Raw genomic sequence first — 15,007 nt, 5'->3', positions numbered from 1 at the left:
AACGACCGGGGCATCCAGCCCCCCATCCCTGCCAGCCCGGCGCCGCCACGGCGCCGGGCGGCCGCAGCCCTCTCCATCCTTGGGAGAAAGCCGATGCGCTTCGAGAGCCGGGCCACCGTGCCCACCGCCCATGCGAGCCGCTACCTGCAGCAGCTCTGCAAGCACTGGAGCCACAACCTCGCGGTGGAGTTCACCGCCGACGAGGGCAAGATCGTGTTCCCGCGCGATGCGCGGGGGGCGGACTGGCCCGATGCCGCCACGCTGCGGCTGCACGCCCGCGCCGACGGGCTGGAATGCCACCTGGCCGCCAGCGCCGAGGGCCAGCTTGCGGGCCTGAAAGGCGTCGTGGAGCGGCATCTGGACCGCTTCGCCTTCCGCGAGGCGCCGCTCGCCTTCGCCTGGCAGGATGCCGCCTGACCGGCCTTCCGCGGCTGGCCCTGGCGGGGCGGGGCCCATAGACTGCGCGCCGCCGCATCATCGCGGAGGGAGAAACGGTTCCATGGCCCAGACACGCAAGGTCGCGCTCATCACCGGCTCAGGCCGCAACATCGGCCGTGCCGTGGCGCTGGGCCTGGCGCAGGACGGCTTCGACGTCGTCATCAACGGCTCGTCGGACCGCGCGGCCTGCGAGGCCGTGGCGCAGGAGGCGCGGACGCTGGGCGTGGCCGCGCTGGTGGTCATGGGCGATGTCGGCCGCGCGGAGGATTGCGCGCGGATCGTGGCGGAGGCCACCGCCGGCCTCGGGCCGGTCGATGTGCTGGTGAACAACGCGGCGATCCGCCCCGCCGTCCCCTTCCTCGACACCACGGAGGCGACCTGGCGCCAGGTCCTCTCCGTCGACATGGAGGCGGCGCGCTGGCTGGCGCGGGAATGCCTGCCCGGCATGCTGGCGCGCGGCTGGGGCCGCATCATCAGCTTCACCGGCATGAACGCCATCCAGGGCTATGACGGGCACGCCGCCGTCTCCGTCGCCAAGCACGGGGTGTGGGGGCTGACCAAGGCGCTGGCCAAGGAGTTCGGCCGGCACGGGATCACGGTGAACGCCATCTCGCCCGGCCCCACCGCCAAGGACGGGGAGGACACGGCGAAGGGGCCGCCGGCGGTGCTGGCGCGCATCCCGGCGGGCCGGCTCGGCACCCCGGCCGAGGTGGCGGCCCTCGCCCGTACCCTCGCCTCGGAGGCGGGAGCCTTCATCAACGGGCAGATGCTGCAGGTCAATGGCGGCACCCAGACCTAGGCCGCACCGCCACCCTGCCCTGCCACCAGCCCGCCGGCCCCGTGGCAGGACGGGCGGCGGCCGGCTCGCAGCCCCGGTCCTCATGGCGGAACAGGAGCCTGCTGCCCGTGCGATGGCGTGACGATCCGACGCGGTACGGCCTGGTCAGCCGCCTGCTGCACTGGGGCATGGCCCTGCTCTTCCTCTGGCAGTTCGCCGGAATGGCGGTGCGGCTCACGGTCGGCCGCTCCCCGGTGACGGCCTTCATGGTCGGCAGCCATGTCAGCGTCGGCAGCCTGCTGTTCGTGCTGGTGCTTGCCCGTGGCGCCTGGAGCCTGCTCAACCTGCGGCGGCGGCCGCGCCATGCGGCGGGCCTTGCCGGGCAGGCGGCCCGGCTCGGCCATTTGGCGCTCTACGGGCTGATGCTGGCCGTGCCGGCTTTGGCGCTGCTGCGCCACTACGGGTCCGGCCGGGCCTTCGCGCCGTTCGGCCTGCCGCTCCTGCCGGGCGGGCGGGAGAGGATCGATGCCCTGATGGCGCCGGCGGATCTCGCGCACGGCCTGCTGGCCTGGATGCTGCTGGCGGCCGTGGCCGGGCATGTCGTCATGGTGCTGGTGCACCACCGCGTCTGGCGGGATGGCACCTGGGCGCGCATGGGTGGCGGCGCGGCCTCTCTCCCGGCCGCCGGCACGGAAGCCGGCCGGCGCTGACCGGGGCGGGCCACCGTACCCTTCCTCCTCCGCCGGTGCGGGCTGCCTGCCGATCGGTTCAGGAAGTATCGCCCCGCGGGCCCTGTGGCGCGGCGGCCACACGGCAGGCGCCAGCCTCCCAGGGCCGGAGATATTGTAACCCGAACCCTTGCCTGTTACAGCCCAGAAAGATTATGCGAACGATTATCATTAGCACGTTGGCGGCAAGGGCGATTTTCCATGACAGAAGGTGAACAGCCGGGCCCGGCGCGGCGCGCCGGCGCGTTGATGGCCCTGACCGCGGCAGCCATCGCCATGCCCGCCGCCCTGCCCCTGGCGCAGGAAGGAACAGCGGCCGAGGCCTTCTCCGGCAGCATTGTCCTGCCCGAGGTGAATGTGCAGGCAGGCATCGAGCGGGGGCACAGCCCTGTGCAGGGGTTCGTCGCGGGCGTGAGCGCCTCGGGCACCAAGGCCGACACGCCGATCATCGAGACGCCGCAATCGATCTCTGTCGTCACCGCGGACGACATCGAGGCGCGCAATGCGCGCAACCTAAACCAGGCCTTGCGCTACACCGCCGGCGCGGTGACCGACACGCGCGGCTCCACCGCCGTGCGCCTCGACCAGCTGACCCTGCGCGGCTACTCGCCGGCGACCTACCTCGATGGGATGCGCCTGGCGGGCGGCCGCGACGCCAATCCCAGCATCGATGCCTACCGGCTGGAGCGCCTGGAGGTGCTGCGCGGCCCGGCCTCGGTGCTCTACGGCGCCTCGCCGCCCGGCGGCCTCGTCAACGCCATCACCAAGCGCCCGACGGAGGAGCGCATCCGCGAGGTGCTGCTGGAGGCGGGGACGCGCGACCGCTACCGGGCGGCGGGCGATTTCAGCGGGAAGCTGGACGAGGACGGGCAGTGGCTCGGGCGCTTCATCGCCTCCTATGCCGAGGGCGATGGCGAGCTGGATGAAACGCGGGAGCGCCGCTACTTCTTCTCCCCCTCGCTCACCTGGCGCCCGAGCAAGGACACCAGCATCACCCTGTTCGCGCATTACCAGCGCGATCCGGAATCCGGCTCCTACGGCAGCGTGCCGGCCTGGGGCTCGGTTCTCCACAACCCCCGCGGCCGCATCGGCACCCGCTTCTACGATGGCGACCCGAACCTGGAGCGCTCCAACCGCGAGCACTACATGGCCGGCTACCTGGCCGAGCATCGTGCCAGCGACTGGCTGACGCTGCGCCAGAACTTCCGCTACCTGCACACCAAGGGCGAGTACCGGAGCGTCTATGGCGCCGGCATCACGCAGGACTATCTGAGCCTGGTCCGCTCGGTCTACGGCACGGATGCCGATTTCGACGTCTTCACGATCGACAACCAGGCGCAGTTCAGCTTCGGCACCGGCCCGCTGCAGCACACCCTGCTGGCCGGCCTCGACTACTACCGTGTGCTGAGCGACACCTATACGGGCTCCGCCCTCTCCACCACGCCGTTGGGGCAGAGGCTGCCCCGGCAGAGCCTGTTCAGCCCGGCCTATGCCAACCAGGCCACCTTCTGGCCCGGCTTCAGCACCTACAGCAGCCAGCGGCAGAACCAGCTCGGTGCGTATCTGCAGGACCAGGTGAAGCTGGGGCGGCTGGTGCTGCTGTTCGGCGGCCGCCTCGACTGGTCGGACTCCACCACCGAGAACAGCGCCGTCGCGACCGGCCTGCGCACCAGCAGCTCGCGCCAGACCGACCATGCCTTCACCGGCCGTGTCGGCGCCGTGTATCTCTTCGACAGCGGCTTCGCGCCCTATGTGAGCTACAGCGAGAGCTTCGAGCCGCAGAGCGGCACCGACCGCTTCCTCAACCCCTTCGACCCCACGCGCGGCCGGCAGTACGAGGTTGGCCTGCGCTACCAGCCGCCGGGCACCAATCTCCTGCTGAGTGTCGCGGCCTTCGACCTGGTGCGGCAGAACGTGCTGTCCACCGACCCGGCCAATCCGCAGTTCAGCGTCCAGTCCGGCGAGACGACCTCCCGCGGCATCGAGCTGGAGGCCAAGGCGAGCCTGATGACCGGGCTGAGCCTGACGGCGGCCTACGCCTACCAGGATGTGGAATTCAGCCGCAGCGACAACACAGCGCGCGTGGATGACGGCTTCGTCCCCGCCCGTACCGGCTCCACCGTGGCGCTGGAAGGCAAGACGCCCTGGGGCGTGCCGCGCCACACGGCCTCCGCCTGGCTCGACTACACCCTGCCGGAGGGAAGCCGGCTGGAGGGCCTCGGCCTCGGTGGTGGCGTCCGGTATCTCGGCTCCTCCTGGGGCAACGACGCCAACACCTTCAAGGTCGACGCCGCCACGCTGTTCGACGCCGCGCTGCGCTACGACCTGGGCAAGCTCGGCCGGAACCTCGAGGGGATGCAGGCGGCGGTCAATGTCAGCAACCTGGCGGACACGCGCTACGTGAACAGCTGCTTCGCCTACAGCAGCTGCTGGTATGGCTATGGCCGCACCGTCACCGGCTCCGTCCGCTACCGGTTCTGACCGGCCCATGCCGGGATTTCCCGCAGGGACCGGCCGGGCGTTCCGCACCCGGCTTCCGCCGGGCGCGGCGCTGCGCCGGGCAATGGGCATCGCCCTGCGCGTGCTGGCGGGTGCGGGGGGCGGCTATGCCGTCGCGGCGCTGTTCACCGCCGCGCTCTCCCTCGGCCTGCCCATGCCGCGGGCGGAGGCGGTGCTGACCGCGACCATGGCCAGCTTCGCCGTCTATGCCGCCGCCATCGTCTGGGCCTTCGCCGCCCCGGACGTCCTGCGCGCCTGGGCGGGCCTCGCGGCCGTCGCGGCGGCCCTCGCCCTGGTCCTTTTCCTCCTGCAGGGTCACCTACCGTGAAGGATGGCTTCCGCCAGTCCATGGCCTGGCTGCACACCTGGACCGGCCTGCTGGTCGGCTGGGTGCTCTTCGCCGTCTTCCTCACCGGCACGGCGGCGTATCTGCGGCCGGAGATCTCCTACTGGATGCGGCCGGAGCTGGCGCTGTCCAGGCCCGGCCCGCACAATGCCGCCGTGGCGGTGGCCGCCATGCAGGAAATCGCCCCCGCCTCGCCGGCCTGGTTCATCACCCTGCCGGATGCGCGGGAGACCACCACCCGCGTCTTCTGGCGCGACCCGGCCGCACGCGGGCGCGGCTTCCGCAGCGAGGTCCTCGACCCCGACACCGGCCGGCCCGTGGCGGCGCGGGATACGCTGGGCGGGGAGTTCTTCTACCGCTTCCACTTTCAGCTTCACTACGTGAGCGTGCTGTGGGGGCGCTGGATCGTCTCCATCTGCACCATGTTCATGCTGGTGGCCATCGTCAGCGGCGTCATCACGCACCGCCGCATCTTCGCCGACTTCTTCACCTTCCGCCCCGGCAAGGGCCAGCGCTCCTGGCTGGATGGGCACAATGTCTGCGCCGTCCTGGCGCTGCCCTACCACCTCATGATCACCTACACCGGGCTGGTGCTCTTCATGATGATGGTGATGCCCTGGGGCGTCGGGACCGCCTATCCGGGTGACCAGCGCGCGGCCTTCAACGCGGAGGCCTTCGGCAACCCGCCGCAGCGCCAGCGCACCGGCAGCGCCGCGCCGCTCGTACCCATCGCCCCCCTCGTGCAGAAGGCGCAGCGGCATTGGCCGGGCAGCGCGATCGGGCGCATCGTCGTGGCCAATCCGGGCGATTCCAGCGCCACCATCCAGCTGGTGCGCGCGGATTCCGCGCGGATCTCCAACAACGCGCAGAGCCTGACCTTCGACGGTGCCACCGGCGCTCTCCTTCACGCCAGCGGCACCGATCGTCCCGCGGCCGAGCTGCGCGGCGTGATGTACGGGCTGCATATCGGCCGCTTCGCCGGCCCCCTGCTGCGCGCGCTCTTTCTGCTCTCCGGCCTTGCCGGCACCGTGATGGTGGCCACCGGGTGCATCCTCTGGGCCGTGAAGCAACGCCAGCAGGCGGCGCGGCAGGGCAGGATCGGGTTCGGCACGCGCCTGGTCGAGCACCTCAACATCGCCGCCATAGCGGGCCTGCCATTCGCCATGGCCGCCTTCTTCTGGGCCAACCGGCTGCTGCCATCCGGCATGGCGGAGCGCGCGGCGTGGGAGGTGCATGTCTTCTTCATCGCCTGGGGCCTGTGCCTGCTGCACCCACTGTTCCGCCCGGGCCGCCGCGCCTGGGCCGAGCAGCTCGCAGCCGGGGCGGCCGGGTTCCTGCTGCTGCCCGTGCTGAACGCCATCTCGACCGGGCGCCATCTCCTCGCGACCCTGGAAGACGGAGACATGGTGCGCGCGGGGTTCGACCTGGGCCTGCTCGCATGCGGCGTGATGCTGGCAGGCTTGTGCTGGAAGGTGGTGCGGCGCCGGCCGGCGCCGGCTCCGTCCGGCCGGACGGCCCGTCAGGCCCCGGCGCGGCCCGTGGCGGATCTTCCGCAATGATGGCCTTCGCCCTCGCCTATTCCGGCTTCACCGCGCTGTGCCTGGCGATGGCCCGGCATCACGAGCAGATCCTGGGCCGGCGCGCCGTCACGCCCCGGCGGCGGAGGCTGCTGTCCGGCCTCGGCTTCCTTCTGCTCGCCGCCGCCCTGGCTTCCCTGGTCCTGGCGGAGGGATGGGGGATGGGAACCCTGCTCTGGCTGGGCCTGCTGACAGCGGCCGCCAACCTGCTGGTCCTGTCGGTCTGCTACATGCCGCGCGCGGCGCCCGCCATCTCGGCGGGCTTCCTGGTGCTGGGACTCGTCTCCACCCTGGCCGGCGCTTGATGGCCGGCGCGTGACGGCAGGCGCGGGCTGCGCCATGCCGGCGCGGGCAATCCTGCGCCGGCAAGGGCGGCCCGCGGCGCCGCGCCTCAGACGCCCGCCGTGTAGCCCTGCGCGGCGCGCTGCACATAGGTCAAGGTGGTCGGGCCGAGATGCTCGTCGATCCATTGCGCCATGGCTTCCTCCTCCTGCAGCGACTGCCGCAGCGCGCTGAGCCCGGCCTGATGGCCCACCAGCTCGGCCAGCGTCAGCAGCGACTTGTAGGAAGCGATCTCGTAATGCTCGAACGCATAGTTGGCGAAGCTGTTCTTGACCACCTCGTCGGAGGCGGGGGCATGCGCCAGCGCCGCCATGTTCCCCATGAACTGCAGCACGGTGTCCTTCACGGTGGAATGGCTGGTGTTGAAGCTCGCGAGCATCTCCTCGATGCGCAGCGCCTGCTGCTCTGATTCCGCGATGTGGGCGCGCATGCGCGCTTCCATCTCCGGGTAGTTCTCCAGCCGCCCCACCTGCCGTTCCAGCAGCTGGATCGCCTGCTTCTCCACCCCGTGCTGGTTGCGCAGGCCAGCGATGTAGACTTCCTGCGCCTTCTGCTGCGTGTCGCTCACATCCTGTCTCCCTGTTCCACCCGGCGATGCCGGGCCGAGACGACTCAACCTGGGCAGAGGAGGACGGTTCCAACCGGCGCGGGGCCCGCCCTCACGCTGAGCTGCCGTTCAGGAAGACCTCGCCCGCGCCGACGGGCGGCCGGGCGGCGGGCCAGAGCGCTGCCCGCAGCGCAGCGCCAAGCGGCGGCATGAGATGGCCACGGCAGGAGGCCAGGCAGACGGTGCCACCCTCCGGCGGCGCCGGCGCGGGCTCCGCGCATGGCTCCGCCGATGGGTGGGTCAGGTGCCAGATGCCGCTTTCGCCATCCACCAGCAGGTCGAGCATGGCCTGTGCCAGATCGGGCATGTGGCTGACGGCCGCTGCCGGCGTATCGGGCGCGCCGCCGGCGGCGCCGATCTCGATGAGGCGGCCGGCACGGATGACGAGGGCGGTGGGGTGCGCCGCCAGGACCAGCGCCTCGGCGGCCGCCTTGTCGTGGCCGAAGCGGCAGCATGGCAGGGGCGTATCCTCCTCGGTGAAGGCGCGCGGGCCACTGCCGCCGAAGATTTGCCCCGCAGAGATCAGCAGGAAAGGCAGGCGCGACGCGGCACAGGCGGCCGCGACGACGCCTGCCCCCATGGCCTCGCCAGGGCGCGCCGCGCGGGCCTCGGGGCCATGGCCGGCGGCGTTGATCACCGCCCAGGGCCGGTGCCGTGCCAGCGCGGCCTCCACGGCGGCCGGATCGGTGATATCCAGCGCGGCGCGCGGCAACGCCACGGCCGGCAGGCCGCGCATGGCGCAGTGCCGCGCCAGCACCCGCGCCATTCGCCCCGCTCCGCCGGTGATCAGCACCGGGGGGGCCGCGCGCACCGTGTCCGGAACGCCGCCTGCGGGGGTGACGTAGTGCCGGCCGGGCCGCCGCCACCATCCGGGCGTGTCCAGCACCGGGTGATGGAAGCGCCGGCCGCTGGCCAGCGCGGCGGTGGCCGCCGCCAGCGCGGTGGGGCGCGGCGGCGTGCTGCGGATGTCGAAGGCGCCCGGCTCGTAGAAGCCATCCTGCCGCAGAAGCAGGGAGTTCCAGTCCCTCACCCCCAGCAGCGCCCAGACCGTGAGCGCCCGCACATCCGCCCCCTGCCGCTTCAGCGCCACGGCGGCGTCCCAGCCTTCCGCCAGCCAGCGAAGCTGCTCCTCGCGCGTGCAGCCATGGTGCACCTCCGTGAGGGCGACAGGCCGGCGGTAGCGGTCCCACAACTCCCGCAGCCTCGCTGCCGGCCCCAGGGCGCCGGCCGGCAGGTCGACGCGCACCGCCTCGACATCGGCATAGCGGTGCCGGCCATTGCCCCCCTGCGCCGAGGCCGGATAGGCCTCGAGGCGCTCATCGAGATAGCGGTCGCTGGTCAGGTAGTGGTTCATGCCGAGAATGTCGGGCGGCCGCGCATTCGCGCGCAGCCAGTCCAGCTCGGCGGCGGCGATGCCGTTCGCCCGCATGAAGGCGTACAGCCGGTGCAGCGGACCGACGCGGCCACAGAGCAGGTCGAAGGAGAGCCAGCGCCGCTCGTTCTCGAACGCCGCCTGGTACTGCAGCAGCGGCGTGGCGAAGGTGCGGCCGAGATCCTCCGTCTGCACCAGGGAGGCCTCCGGCGTCACGCGCCGGATGGCCTGCATGGCCAGCACCACGCCGCGGCACTGATTGACCAGGGCGCGGAGGAAGGCCGGCGCGTCGCTGCGATGCGGGTACCAATGGCCGTAGAGCCCGCTGAAGCGCGCGGTGGTCAGCGGCTCGTTGACCGGGGTGAAGTGCCGGACCCAGGGGTAACGCAGGGCCACGGCTTCCGCATGGGCGGCCAGCTTCTCGGGGAAGAGCGGATCGAGCAGGCTGGTGTAGCGCGGGCCGCTGCCATGGTGGAGCAGCCCGGCGATGACTGATATTCCCAGCCGCCGCAGGCGGCCGAGGCGCTCATCGTGCCAGGACCAGTCCCGCTCCTCCGGATGGCGTGGCGCCACGCTCTCCCACAGCACCGGGTAGCGGAGCGTGCCGATACCCAGCGCCGCGATGCGCTCCAGATCCTCCGGCCGCGCCCGGTGGCCGGTCTCCACCGCCTGGTCGCGCCAGCGCTCGCCGATGCGGACGATGCTGGCCTCGACGCCGCCCCAGACCTCGACAGGCCGGGCCGGCGTGGCGTCCAGGGGCATGCCGGGCGTCCTCAGGGAGCCGCAGCCGCCATCCCGACCTGATGGCCCGCCGGCGGAACAGGCAACGCCTCCTCGATCCGGCGGAAGGTGGACAGCGCCTGACCCACAACCTGGTCCATGTTGTAGTAGCGGTAGGTCGCGAGCCGGCCGACGAACCAGACATCCCGCTCCGCATCGGCGAGCGCCTCGTACCGCTTGTACAGCAGCGTATTCTCAGGGCGCGGCACGGGGTAATAGGGCTCGCCCTCTGCGGCGGAGCGCTCGTAGGTCAGGCTGGTTTTCGGATGCTCCTGGCCAGTCAGGTGCTTGTATTCGGTGACACGGGTGTAATCCTCGGTCTGCGGGTAGTTCACCACGCCCACGGGTTGGTGCCATGGCTTGTCCAGCGTCACATGCTCGAAGCGCAGCGAGCGGTAGGGCAGCCGGCCGTACCGGAAATCGTAGTACTCATCGACCGGGCCGGTGAAGATCAGACGACGGTGCGGAATGTGCTTGCGCACATCCGCAAAGTTCGTGCTCAGCATGACGGTGATGCGAGGGTGGTCCAGCATCCGCTCGAACATGCGGGTATAGCCGGCGGCCGGCATGAACTGGTAGCGATCGCCGAAATAGCGGTCATCGTCATTGACCCGCGTCGGCACCCGCGCCGTGACGGATTTGTCCAGCTCCGACGGATCGACCCCCCACTGCTTGCGGGTGTAGCCACGGAAGAATTTCTCGTAGAGCTCGCGCCCGACACGGCTGACGACCACATCCTCGGAGGTGCGGATCTCGTCCACCGGCTCGGCGAGGGTTTGCAGGAAGGCCTCGGTCTCCGCCTCGGTGGTGAAGGATTTGCCGTAGAGGCTGTTGATGGTGGTGCGGTTGATCGGGATCGGCAGGAGCTGCCCGTCCACATGCGCCAGCACGCGGTGCTCGTAGGGGCGCCACTCGGTGAAGGCCGAGAGATGGTCGAAGACGGCCTGCGAGTTGGTATGGAAGATATGCGGGCCGTACTGGTGCATCAGGATGCCGGCCGCGTCATGGCGGTCATAGGCGTTGCCGGCAATGTGGCTGCGCTTGTCGATCACCAGCACCTTGTCGCCACGCTGCGAGGCAAGGCGCTCGGCCAGCACGCTGCCGGCGAAGCCGGCGCCGACGATGAGCCAGTCAAACATGGACCCGCCTCCCCGTGCCGGCCGCCGGGTCGGAGGCGGTGACGGCCATGGGAAGGGAGCGCTCGGCGCGCTGCCGCATCAGCTGGTGCATCGCACCCCAGGTCGCATCCCAGGACAGATCCGCGAGATAGCGATCGACAGAGGCCAGCCAGGGCCCACGGGGCCTGGACATGGCGGCTTCCAGCGCCTGCACCGTCGCGGCCTCGCCCGCAGCGATCCCGACCAGGCTCAGCGCACCATAGGGGCGCTGCACGTCGCGCACCGCGGTCGAGACGAGAGGGATGCCGGCAGCCAGGAATTCCGGCGTCTTGGTGGGGCTGATGTAGCGGGTGGTCTCGTTCAGCGCGAAGGGCATCAGCCCCGCATCCCATCCGGCCAGGTAGGCGGGCAGCTCCTGATAGGATTTGCTGCCCAGCCAGTGCAGGTTCGGCAGGCGCGGCAGGCTCGCCGGGTCGATCTTCACCACGGGGCCCAGCATCACGAAATGCCACTCCGGCCGCAGCGCGGCCACGCGCGCGACCAGTGCCGTATCCATCCTTTCATCTATGACGCCGAAGAAGCCGATCCGCGGATGCGGGATGTCGCGCTGGTCGGCAGGATCCTGCCGGCCCGGCTGCCGCGCCCGGATGAAATGCGCCTTGTCGATGCTGCTGGGGAACACCTGCACGCTCGGATGGCGGGAGCGCTTCGCCTCGTAAAGGCTCTGCCCGCCGGCGAACACCAGATCGGCCAGATCGAACAGCCGGGCTTCGAGCGCGACGAGTTCCGGAGGCGCGCCACGGAAGGCGGAGAGCTCATCCATGCAGTCATAGACGCAAAGGTCCGGCTCGCGGTGCCCGGCAAACTGCAGCGCCATCGGGGTATAGTACCAGAAGATCGTCTCCTGGCCCGCATGCGCGTCCAGAACTTCGTCGAGCATTCCGCGCTGCGCTTCGATGGCCTGGTCGCCGCCGAGGCCGGCCGGCAGCACCGGCACCGCCACCCGCACGCCACTCGGCTGCGCGTGGATATCCAGCCGTGCCGTCTCCAGCCCTTCTTCCCAGACAGGTTCCTCGAAGTAGATGACGAGATGGTCGGCAACCGCGCGGTTGAGCAAATGCTGCGGCCGCTGCTGCACGAAATTCCAGCGCAGATGCGAGAAGCAGACCAGCAGGGGACGAGCCTTGCCACCAGACCATGGATTCTTGGCGGGAGCGGAATTCTCAGCGGTCATGCGGGGGGCTCTCTTGGCAAGGGCGGAACGGAACCACTCCGCAACCCGCTCCTATGGCCCCGGTTCCTGCCCCGGCCTCATTTCTTTCAAGGAATTATCGACAAGCAGTCCACCTCCTCCAGCGACAGCCCCTCTGCCTGCAGCCGCCACATGCGCTGGAACAGCCCCCCCTGCGCGCGCAGCAGCGCCGGTGCCCCGTCCTCGACGATGCGGCCGCCCTGGATGACGATGACGCGGTCGAAGCTGCTCAGCGTGGAAAGGCGGTGCGCCACGGAGATGACGGTCCGCGCCCGCCCCATCCGTACCAGCGCGCGCTGGACCTCGATCTCGGATTCCGTGTCGAGCGCCGACGTCGCCTCGTCCAGGATGATGATGGGAGCCTGCTTCAGAAAGGCCCGCGCCAGGCCGATGCGCTGCCTCTGCCCGCCAGACAGCTTCGCGCCCCGCTCCCCCACAAGCGTGTCGTAGCCCTGCGGAAGATGGCGGATGAAGCCATCGCAGCAGGCGGCTTGCGCGGCGGCCCGCAATTCGGCCTCGCTGGCGTCAGGCCGCGCGAAGCGGATGTTGTCCCGCACCGAGCGGTGGAAAAGCAGGATCTCCTGCGGCACCACCGCCAGAGCTGCCCGCAGGCTGTCCTGCGTCACCGCGCGGATGGCCTGCCCGTCGATCAGGATCTCGCCCTGTTGCACGTCGTAGAGACGTTGCAGCAGATGGATCAGGGTGGATTTGCCGGCGCCCGACGGCCCCACGATGCCGAGCTTCTGGCCTGCGGGAATGGAGAGGGTCAGGCCATCGACCGCCTCGCGCGCATCTCCGTAGGAGAAATGCACATCGCGGAACTCCACCCTTCCCTCTCCCGCACGCAAAGGCTGCGCATGCGGGGCATCGCGCACCGTCTGTGGCTGGGCGATGACGTGCAGGGTGTCCTCGATGAAGCCGAATTGCTGCGCCATGTCGACCAGCGACAGCGCCATCTCGCGCGAGCCGTGCAGGATGCGGAAGGTCAGCGTGCTGATCAGCACCACGTCGCCCGGCGTGATGCGGCCACCGCTCCACAGCGTCACCGCCCAGGACAGCATCGATCCCGCCATGGCCAGCAACGCCACGTCGTGCAGCAGCCGGGCCCATTCCGTGTACATCCAGGAGGCACGCTGCGCCTCCGCCTCGGCGGTGAAGCCGGCGGCCAGCCGGGCACGCTCCCGCGCCCGGGCCGAGAACGCCTTCACTGCCCACATGTTGCCGATGACGTCGACCAGCTCGCCCGCCACCTCGCCGCCCTTCTGGGCATAGCGGCGGTGCAGGGGCCGCCCGCGCTCGCCGAACAGGATCAGCCCGGCCGTGATGAGAACCACGAAGCCGCCGAGCACCACCGCCATCCGCCAGTCCACCAGGCTGAACACCAGCAGCGCTCCGGCGAAATCCACGCAGGGCGGCAGCACCCGCCAGACGACGGTGTTGACCAGCGCGCCGAAGTTCCCGGCAGTGGCTGTGATGCGCTGGCCCAGCGCACCCGCCCGGTTCTCGGCGAAGTAGCGCATGGGCTGGCCGTTCAGGTAGTCGAACAGATCGAGGCGCACATCGACGCCGATACCCACGGTGGTGCGGCAGCCAAGCCAGCCGCTGAGCCGCCACAGGATGCTCTCCAGGGCGATCAGCGCCAGGAAGAATGCCACCGTTGTCCAGATGGCGACGGCCTCGCGCGGACCGGCCATGGCATCGACCAGAAGCTTCGTCACATATTGCAGGCCGATGGCGCAGGATGCCGCGCCGAGGACCATGATGAACAATCCGGCGAAATGCAGCGGCCGGCCCCGCAGATAGCGCAGGATGAAGGCGCCGGGCGCACGGAGGTATGCCGGCCGTCGGGCATCATCCTCGGGAAGCTTGTCCGCAGGGCCTCCCGTCATGAAAACACCGGATCGGGCGACGGCGAATGTTCGGACTTCCGGCCCATGGACTCCTGCTGGCGCCGCAACTCCTGCGCCAGGGGCGGGAACACAGCCCTCTCCCCCTCGGGACCAGCCATGGAGAACAGCCCGGTCTGGCAGATGCGCCCATTGTCCCAGCCGGGATAATCCAGCACCGGGTAGAGGCAGAGCCCGCCGACGGGCACCCCCGCCGCCCGCGCGGCCTCGACCTCGGCGCAGACATAGTGCAGCCACGCTGCCCGCGCCGATCCTTCCGCGCCCGTCTCGGCGATCAGCAGCGGCCGGCCATAGCGCCGGTGCGCCTCGGCGAGCATGTCGGAGAGCGGGCGGTAGGCATGGTGCCCGAGCGGCACGGTCGGGCCGCCATGGTACCACTGGTTGTCGGGGTAGTAGTTGACGCCGATGATGTCGATCAGGTCGGCAGCGCCGCCCAGCTCCGGCTCCGCCCTGCCGCTCAGCAGATCAACCGCCTCGAACTGGAAGAGGCGGTAGGTCTCTGCATGGCGCGCCGCGCGTTTGGTGCCCGCCACGACATGGATCAGCGGCTCGGCGGTGATGAAGCGGGCCCGGGGGTCCTCCGCGCGGATGGCCCGGATGGCGGCGATGGCGGCCCGCACCAGCTGGCGCTTCAGCGCACCACCCTGTCTCCGCGTGCCGGGATTGATGCGCCCCATCTCCCCCCCGGCCCAGGACCAGAAAGAGATTTCGTTGATCGGGCAGTAAAAGGGCGCCGCTACCGTCTCCTCCCGCACCAGCCGAGCCGCGGCAGCGGCAAAGGCCGCGAAGCGCTCGACAAAGGCGGGCGACCAGATGTCGAGATCATCCGGCCAGCCATAGTGGCAAAGGTCCCAGATCACCTGCACGCCGGCTGTCTCTGCCGCCCGCAGCATCGGCAGGACGCTGGACCAATCGTATTCGCCGGGTGCTTGTTCGATCAGGTGCCATCTCAGGCCATCGCGGGCGGCGGCGATGCCGTGCTCGCGCAGAGCCTGGTAGTCGGCGGCAGCCAGCCTGTCGTGTCTGGTCCCGGCGAGAAGATCCAGCCTTCGGCCGTCACGCCGGCGGTGCGTGGAACATTCAAATCCGCCGAGGAAAAAGCTGCGGAACAAGGCAGGCGTGGCATCGGCGACCATGCGTCGGGTTCAACCTCGGCTCGGATTCCCAGGGGTCGTGTCCCGGGTGGTGGTGTAGGAGGTGACCGCTTTTGAGGAGGCGGCCACCGCAATGGTTCTCGGTAGGGTGTGGGTTGTCGAGACCTGT

13 protein-coding genes are annotated in these 15,007 nt (G+C 70.4%); 7 read left to right on the top strand and 6 right to left on the bottom strand.

All coding sequences use genetic code 11. The annotated features are described in order from the left end of the window. Positions 1-93 precede the first annotated feature (93 nt). From ACFOY6_RS06580 to ACFOY6_RS06550, 7 genes are all read left to right on the top strand, one after another. A complete protein-coding gene (locus tag ACFOY6_RS06580) occupies positions 94-417 on the top strand; it encodes a DUF2218 domain-containing protein (protein WP_109518164.1) in 324 nt (107 codons plus the stop codon). 82 nt (positions 418-499) lie between these two features. Next, positions 500-1,237: an SDR family NAD(P)-dependent oxidoreductase gene (locus tag ACFOY6_RS06575; protein WP_379649674.1), complete on the top strand. Its 738-nt coding sequence runs from the start codon at positions 500-502 to the stop codon at positions 1,235-1,237. Between the two features lie 107 nt (positions 1,238-1,344). Beyond that, on the top strand, positions 1,345-1,926 hold the full coding sequence (locus ACFOY6_RS06570; protein WP_379636630.1) for a cytochrome b: 582 nt from the start codon (positions 1,345-1,347) through the stop codon (positions 1,924-1,926). Positions 1,927-2,145: 219 nt separating this feature from the next. After that, positions 2,146-4,425 (top strand): TonB-dependent siderophore receptor, encoded by a 2,280-nt coding sequence (locus tag ACFOY6_RS06565; protein ID WP_379649672.1) that lies wholly within the window; start codon positions 2,146-2,148, stop codon positions 4,423-4,425. Positions 4,426-4,507: 82 nt separating this feature from the next. Continuing rightward, complete coding sequence (locus ACFOY6_RS06560) at positions 4,508-4,771, top strand: DUF3649 domain-containing protein (protein ID WP_379636626.1); 264 nt, start codon at positions 4,508-4,510, stop codon at positions 4,769-4,771. Next, a complete protein-coding gene (locus tag ACFOY6_RS06555; protein ID WP_379649670.1) occupies positions 4,768-6,348 on the top strand; it encodes a PepSY-associated TM helix domain-containing protein in 1,581 nt (526 codons plus the stop codon). Before ACFOY6_RS06560 ends, ACFOY6_RS06555 begins: the two co-directional genes overlap by 4 nt. Beyond that, positions 6,345-6,671 (top strand): DUF3325 family protein, encoded by a 327-nt coding sequence (locus ACFOY6_RS06550; RefSeq protein WP_379649668.1) that lies wholly within the window; start codon positions 6,345-6,347, stop codon positions 6,669-6,671. The genes ACFOY6_RS06555 and ACFOY6_RS06550 overlap by 4 nt, the downstream gene beginning before the upstream one ends. Positions 6,672-6,757: 86 nt before the next feature. Here the strand turns inward: ACFOY6_RS06550 and ACFOY6_RS06545 are convergent, their stop codons facing one another. The 6 genes from ACFOY6_RS06545 to ACFOY6_RS06520 all read right to left on the bottom strand — a co-directional run bounded on the left by ACFOY6_RS06545 (position 6,758) and on the right by ACFOY6_RS06520 (position 14,880). Continuing rightward, positions 6,758-7,276, bottom strand: coding sequence for a ferritin-like domain-containing protein (locus tag ACFOY6_RS06545; RefSeq protein ID WP_109518158.1), 519 nt, complete (start codon positions 7,274-7,276; stop codon positions 6,758-6,760). 91 nt (positions 7,277-7,367) lie between these two features. Next, positions 7,368-9,449, bottom strand: a complete 2,082-nt coding sequence (locus ACFOY6_RS06540) for a sugar nucleotide-binding protein (protein WP_379649667.1) — start codon at positions 9,447-9,449, stop codon at positions 7,368-7,370. An 11-nt stretch (positions 9,450-9,460) separates the two neighbouring features. Next, the gene (glf, locus tag ACFOY6_RS06535) at positions 9,461-10,606 is read right to left on the bottom strand and encodes a UDP-galactopyranose mutase (protein WP_379649665.1); all 1,146 of its coding nucleotides are present in this window, start codon (positions 10,604-10,606) and stop codon (positions 9,461-9,463) included. After that, complete coding sequence (locus ACFOY6_RS06530) at positions 10,599-11,819, bottom strand: glycosyltransferase family 1 protein (RefSeq protein ID WP_379649663.1); 1,221 nt, start codon at positions 11,817-11,819, stop codon at positions 10,599-10,601. Before ACFOY6_RS06530 ends, glf begins: the two co-directional genes overlap by 8 nt. Before the next feature lie 86 nt (positions 11,820-11,905). After that, complete coding sequence (locus ACFOY6_RS06525) at positions 11,906-13,597, bottom strand: ABC transporter ATP-binding protein (protein ID WP_379649661.1); 1,692 nt, start codon at positions 13,595-13,597, stop codon at positions 11,906-11,908. A 125-nt stretch (positions 13,598-13,722) separates the two neighbouring features. Continuing rightward, positions 13,723-14,880 (bottom strand): beta-glucosidase, encoded by a 1,158-nt coding sequence (locus ACFOY6_RS06520; RefSeq protein ID WP_379649659.1) that lies wholly within the window; start codon positions 14,878-14,880, stop codon positions 13,723-13,725. Between the last annotated feature and the right edge of the window lie 127 nt (positions 14,881-15,007).

It is taken from the genome of Teichococcus aestuarii (assembly GCF_042651065.1).
Lineage (GTDB): Bacteria > Pseudomonadota > Alphaproteobacteria > Acetobacterales > Acetobacteraceae > Pseudoroseomonas > Pseudoroseomonas aestuarii.
Note: the sequence above shows the minus strand (reverse complement) of the source record. Positions and strands in the feature narration are given on the sequence as shown.

Excerpts from the sequence above, each read along its gene's own strand:
- ACFOY6_RS06580 (WP_109518164.1), top strand. The coding sequence starts at position 94 with ATGCGCTTCGAGAGCCGGGCCACCGTGCCCACCGCCCATGCGAGCCGC.
- ACFOY6_RS06565 (WP_379649672.1), top strand. The coding sequence starts at position 2,146 with ATGACAGAAGGTGAACAGCCGGGCCCGGCGCGGCGCGCCGGCGCGTTG.
- ACFOY6_RS06520 (WP_379649659.1), bottom strand. The coding sequence starts at position 14,880 with ATGGTCGCCGATGCCACGCCTGCCTTGTTCCGCAGCTTTTTCCTCGGC.
- ACFOY6_RS06575 (WP_379649674.1), top strand. The coding sequence starts at position 500 with ATGGCCCAGACACGCAAGGTCGCGCTCATCACCGGCTCAGGCCGCAAC.
- ACFOY6_RS06525 (WP_379649661.1), bottom strand. The coding sequence starts at position 13,597 with ATGGTCCTCGGCGCGGCATCCTGCGCCATCGGCCTGCAATATGTGACG.
- ACFOY6_RS06530 (WP_379649663.1), bottom strand. The coding sequence starts at position 11,819 with ATGACCGCTGAGAATTCCGCTCCCGCCAAGAATCCATGGTCTGGTGGC.
- ACFOY6_RS06550 (WP_379649668.1), top strand. The coding sequence starts at position 6,345 with ATGATGGCCTTCGCCCTCGCCTATTCCGGCTTCACCGCGCTGTGCCTG.
- ACFOY6_RS06540 (WP_379649667.1), bottom strand. The coding sequence starts at position 9,449 with ATGCCCCTGGACGCCACGCCGGCCCGGCCTGTCGAGGTCTGGGGCGGC.
- ACFOY6_RS06560 (WP_379636626.1), top strand. The coding sequence starts at position 4,508 with ATGGGCATCGCCCTGCGCGTGCTGGCGGGTGCGGGGGGCGGCTATGCC.
- glf (WP_379649665.1), bottom strand. The coding sequence starts at position 10,606 with ATGTTTGACTGGCTCATCGTCGGCGCCGGCTTCGCCGGCAGCGTGCTG.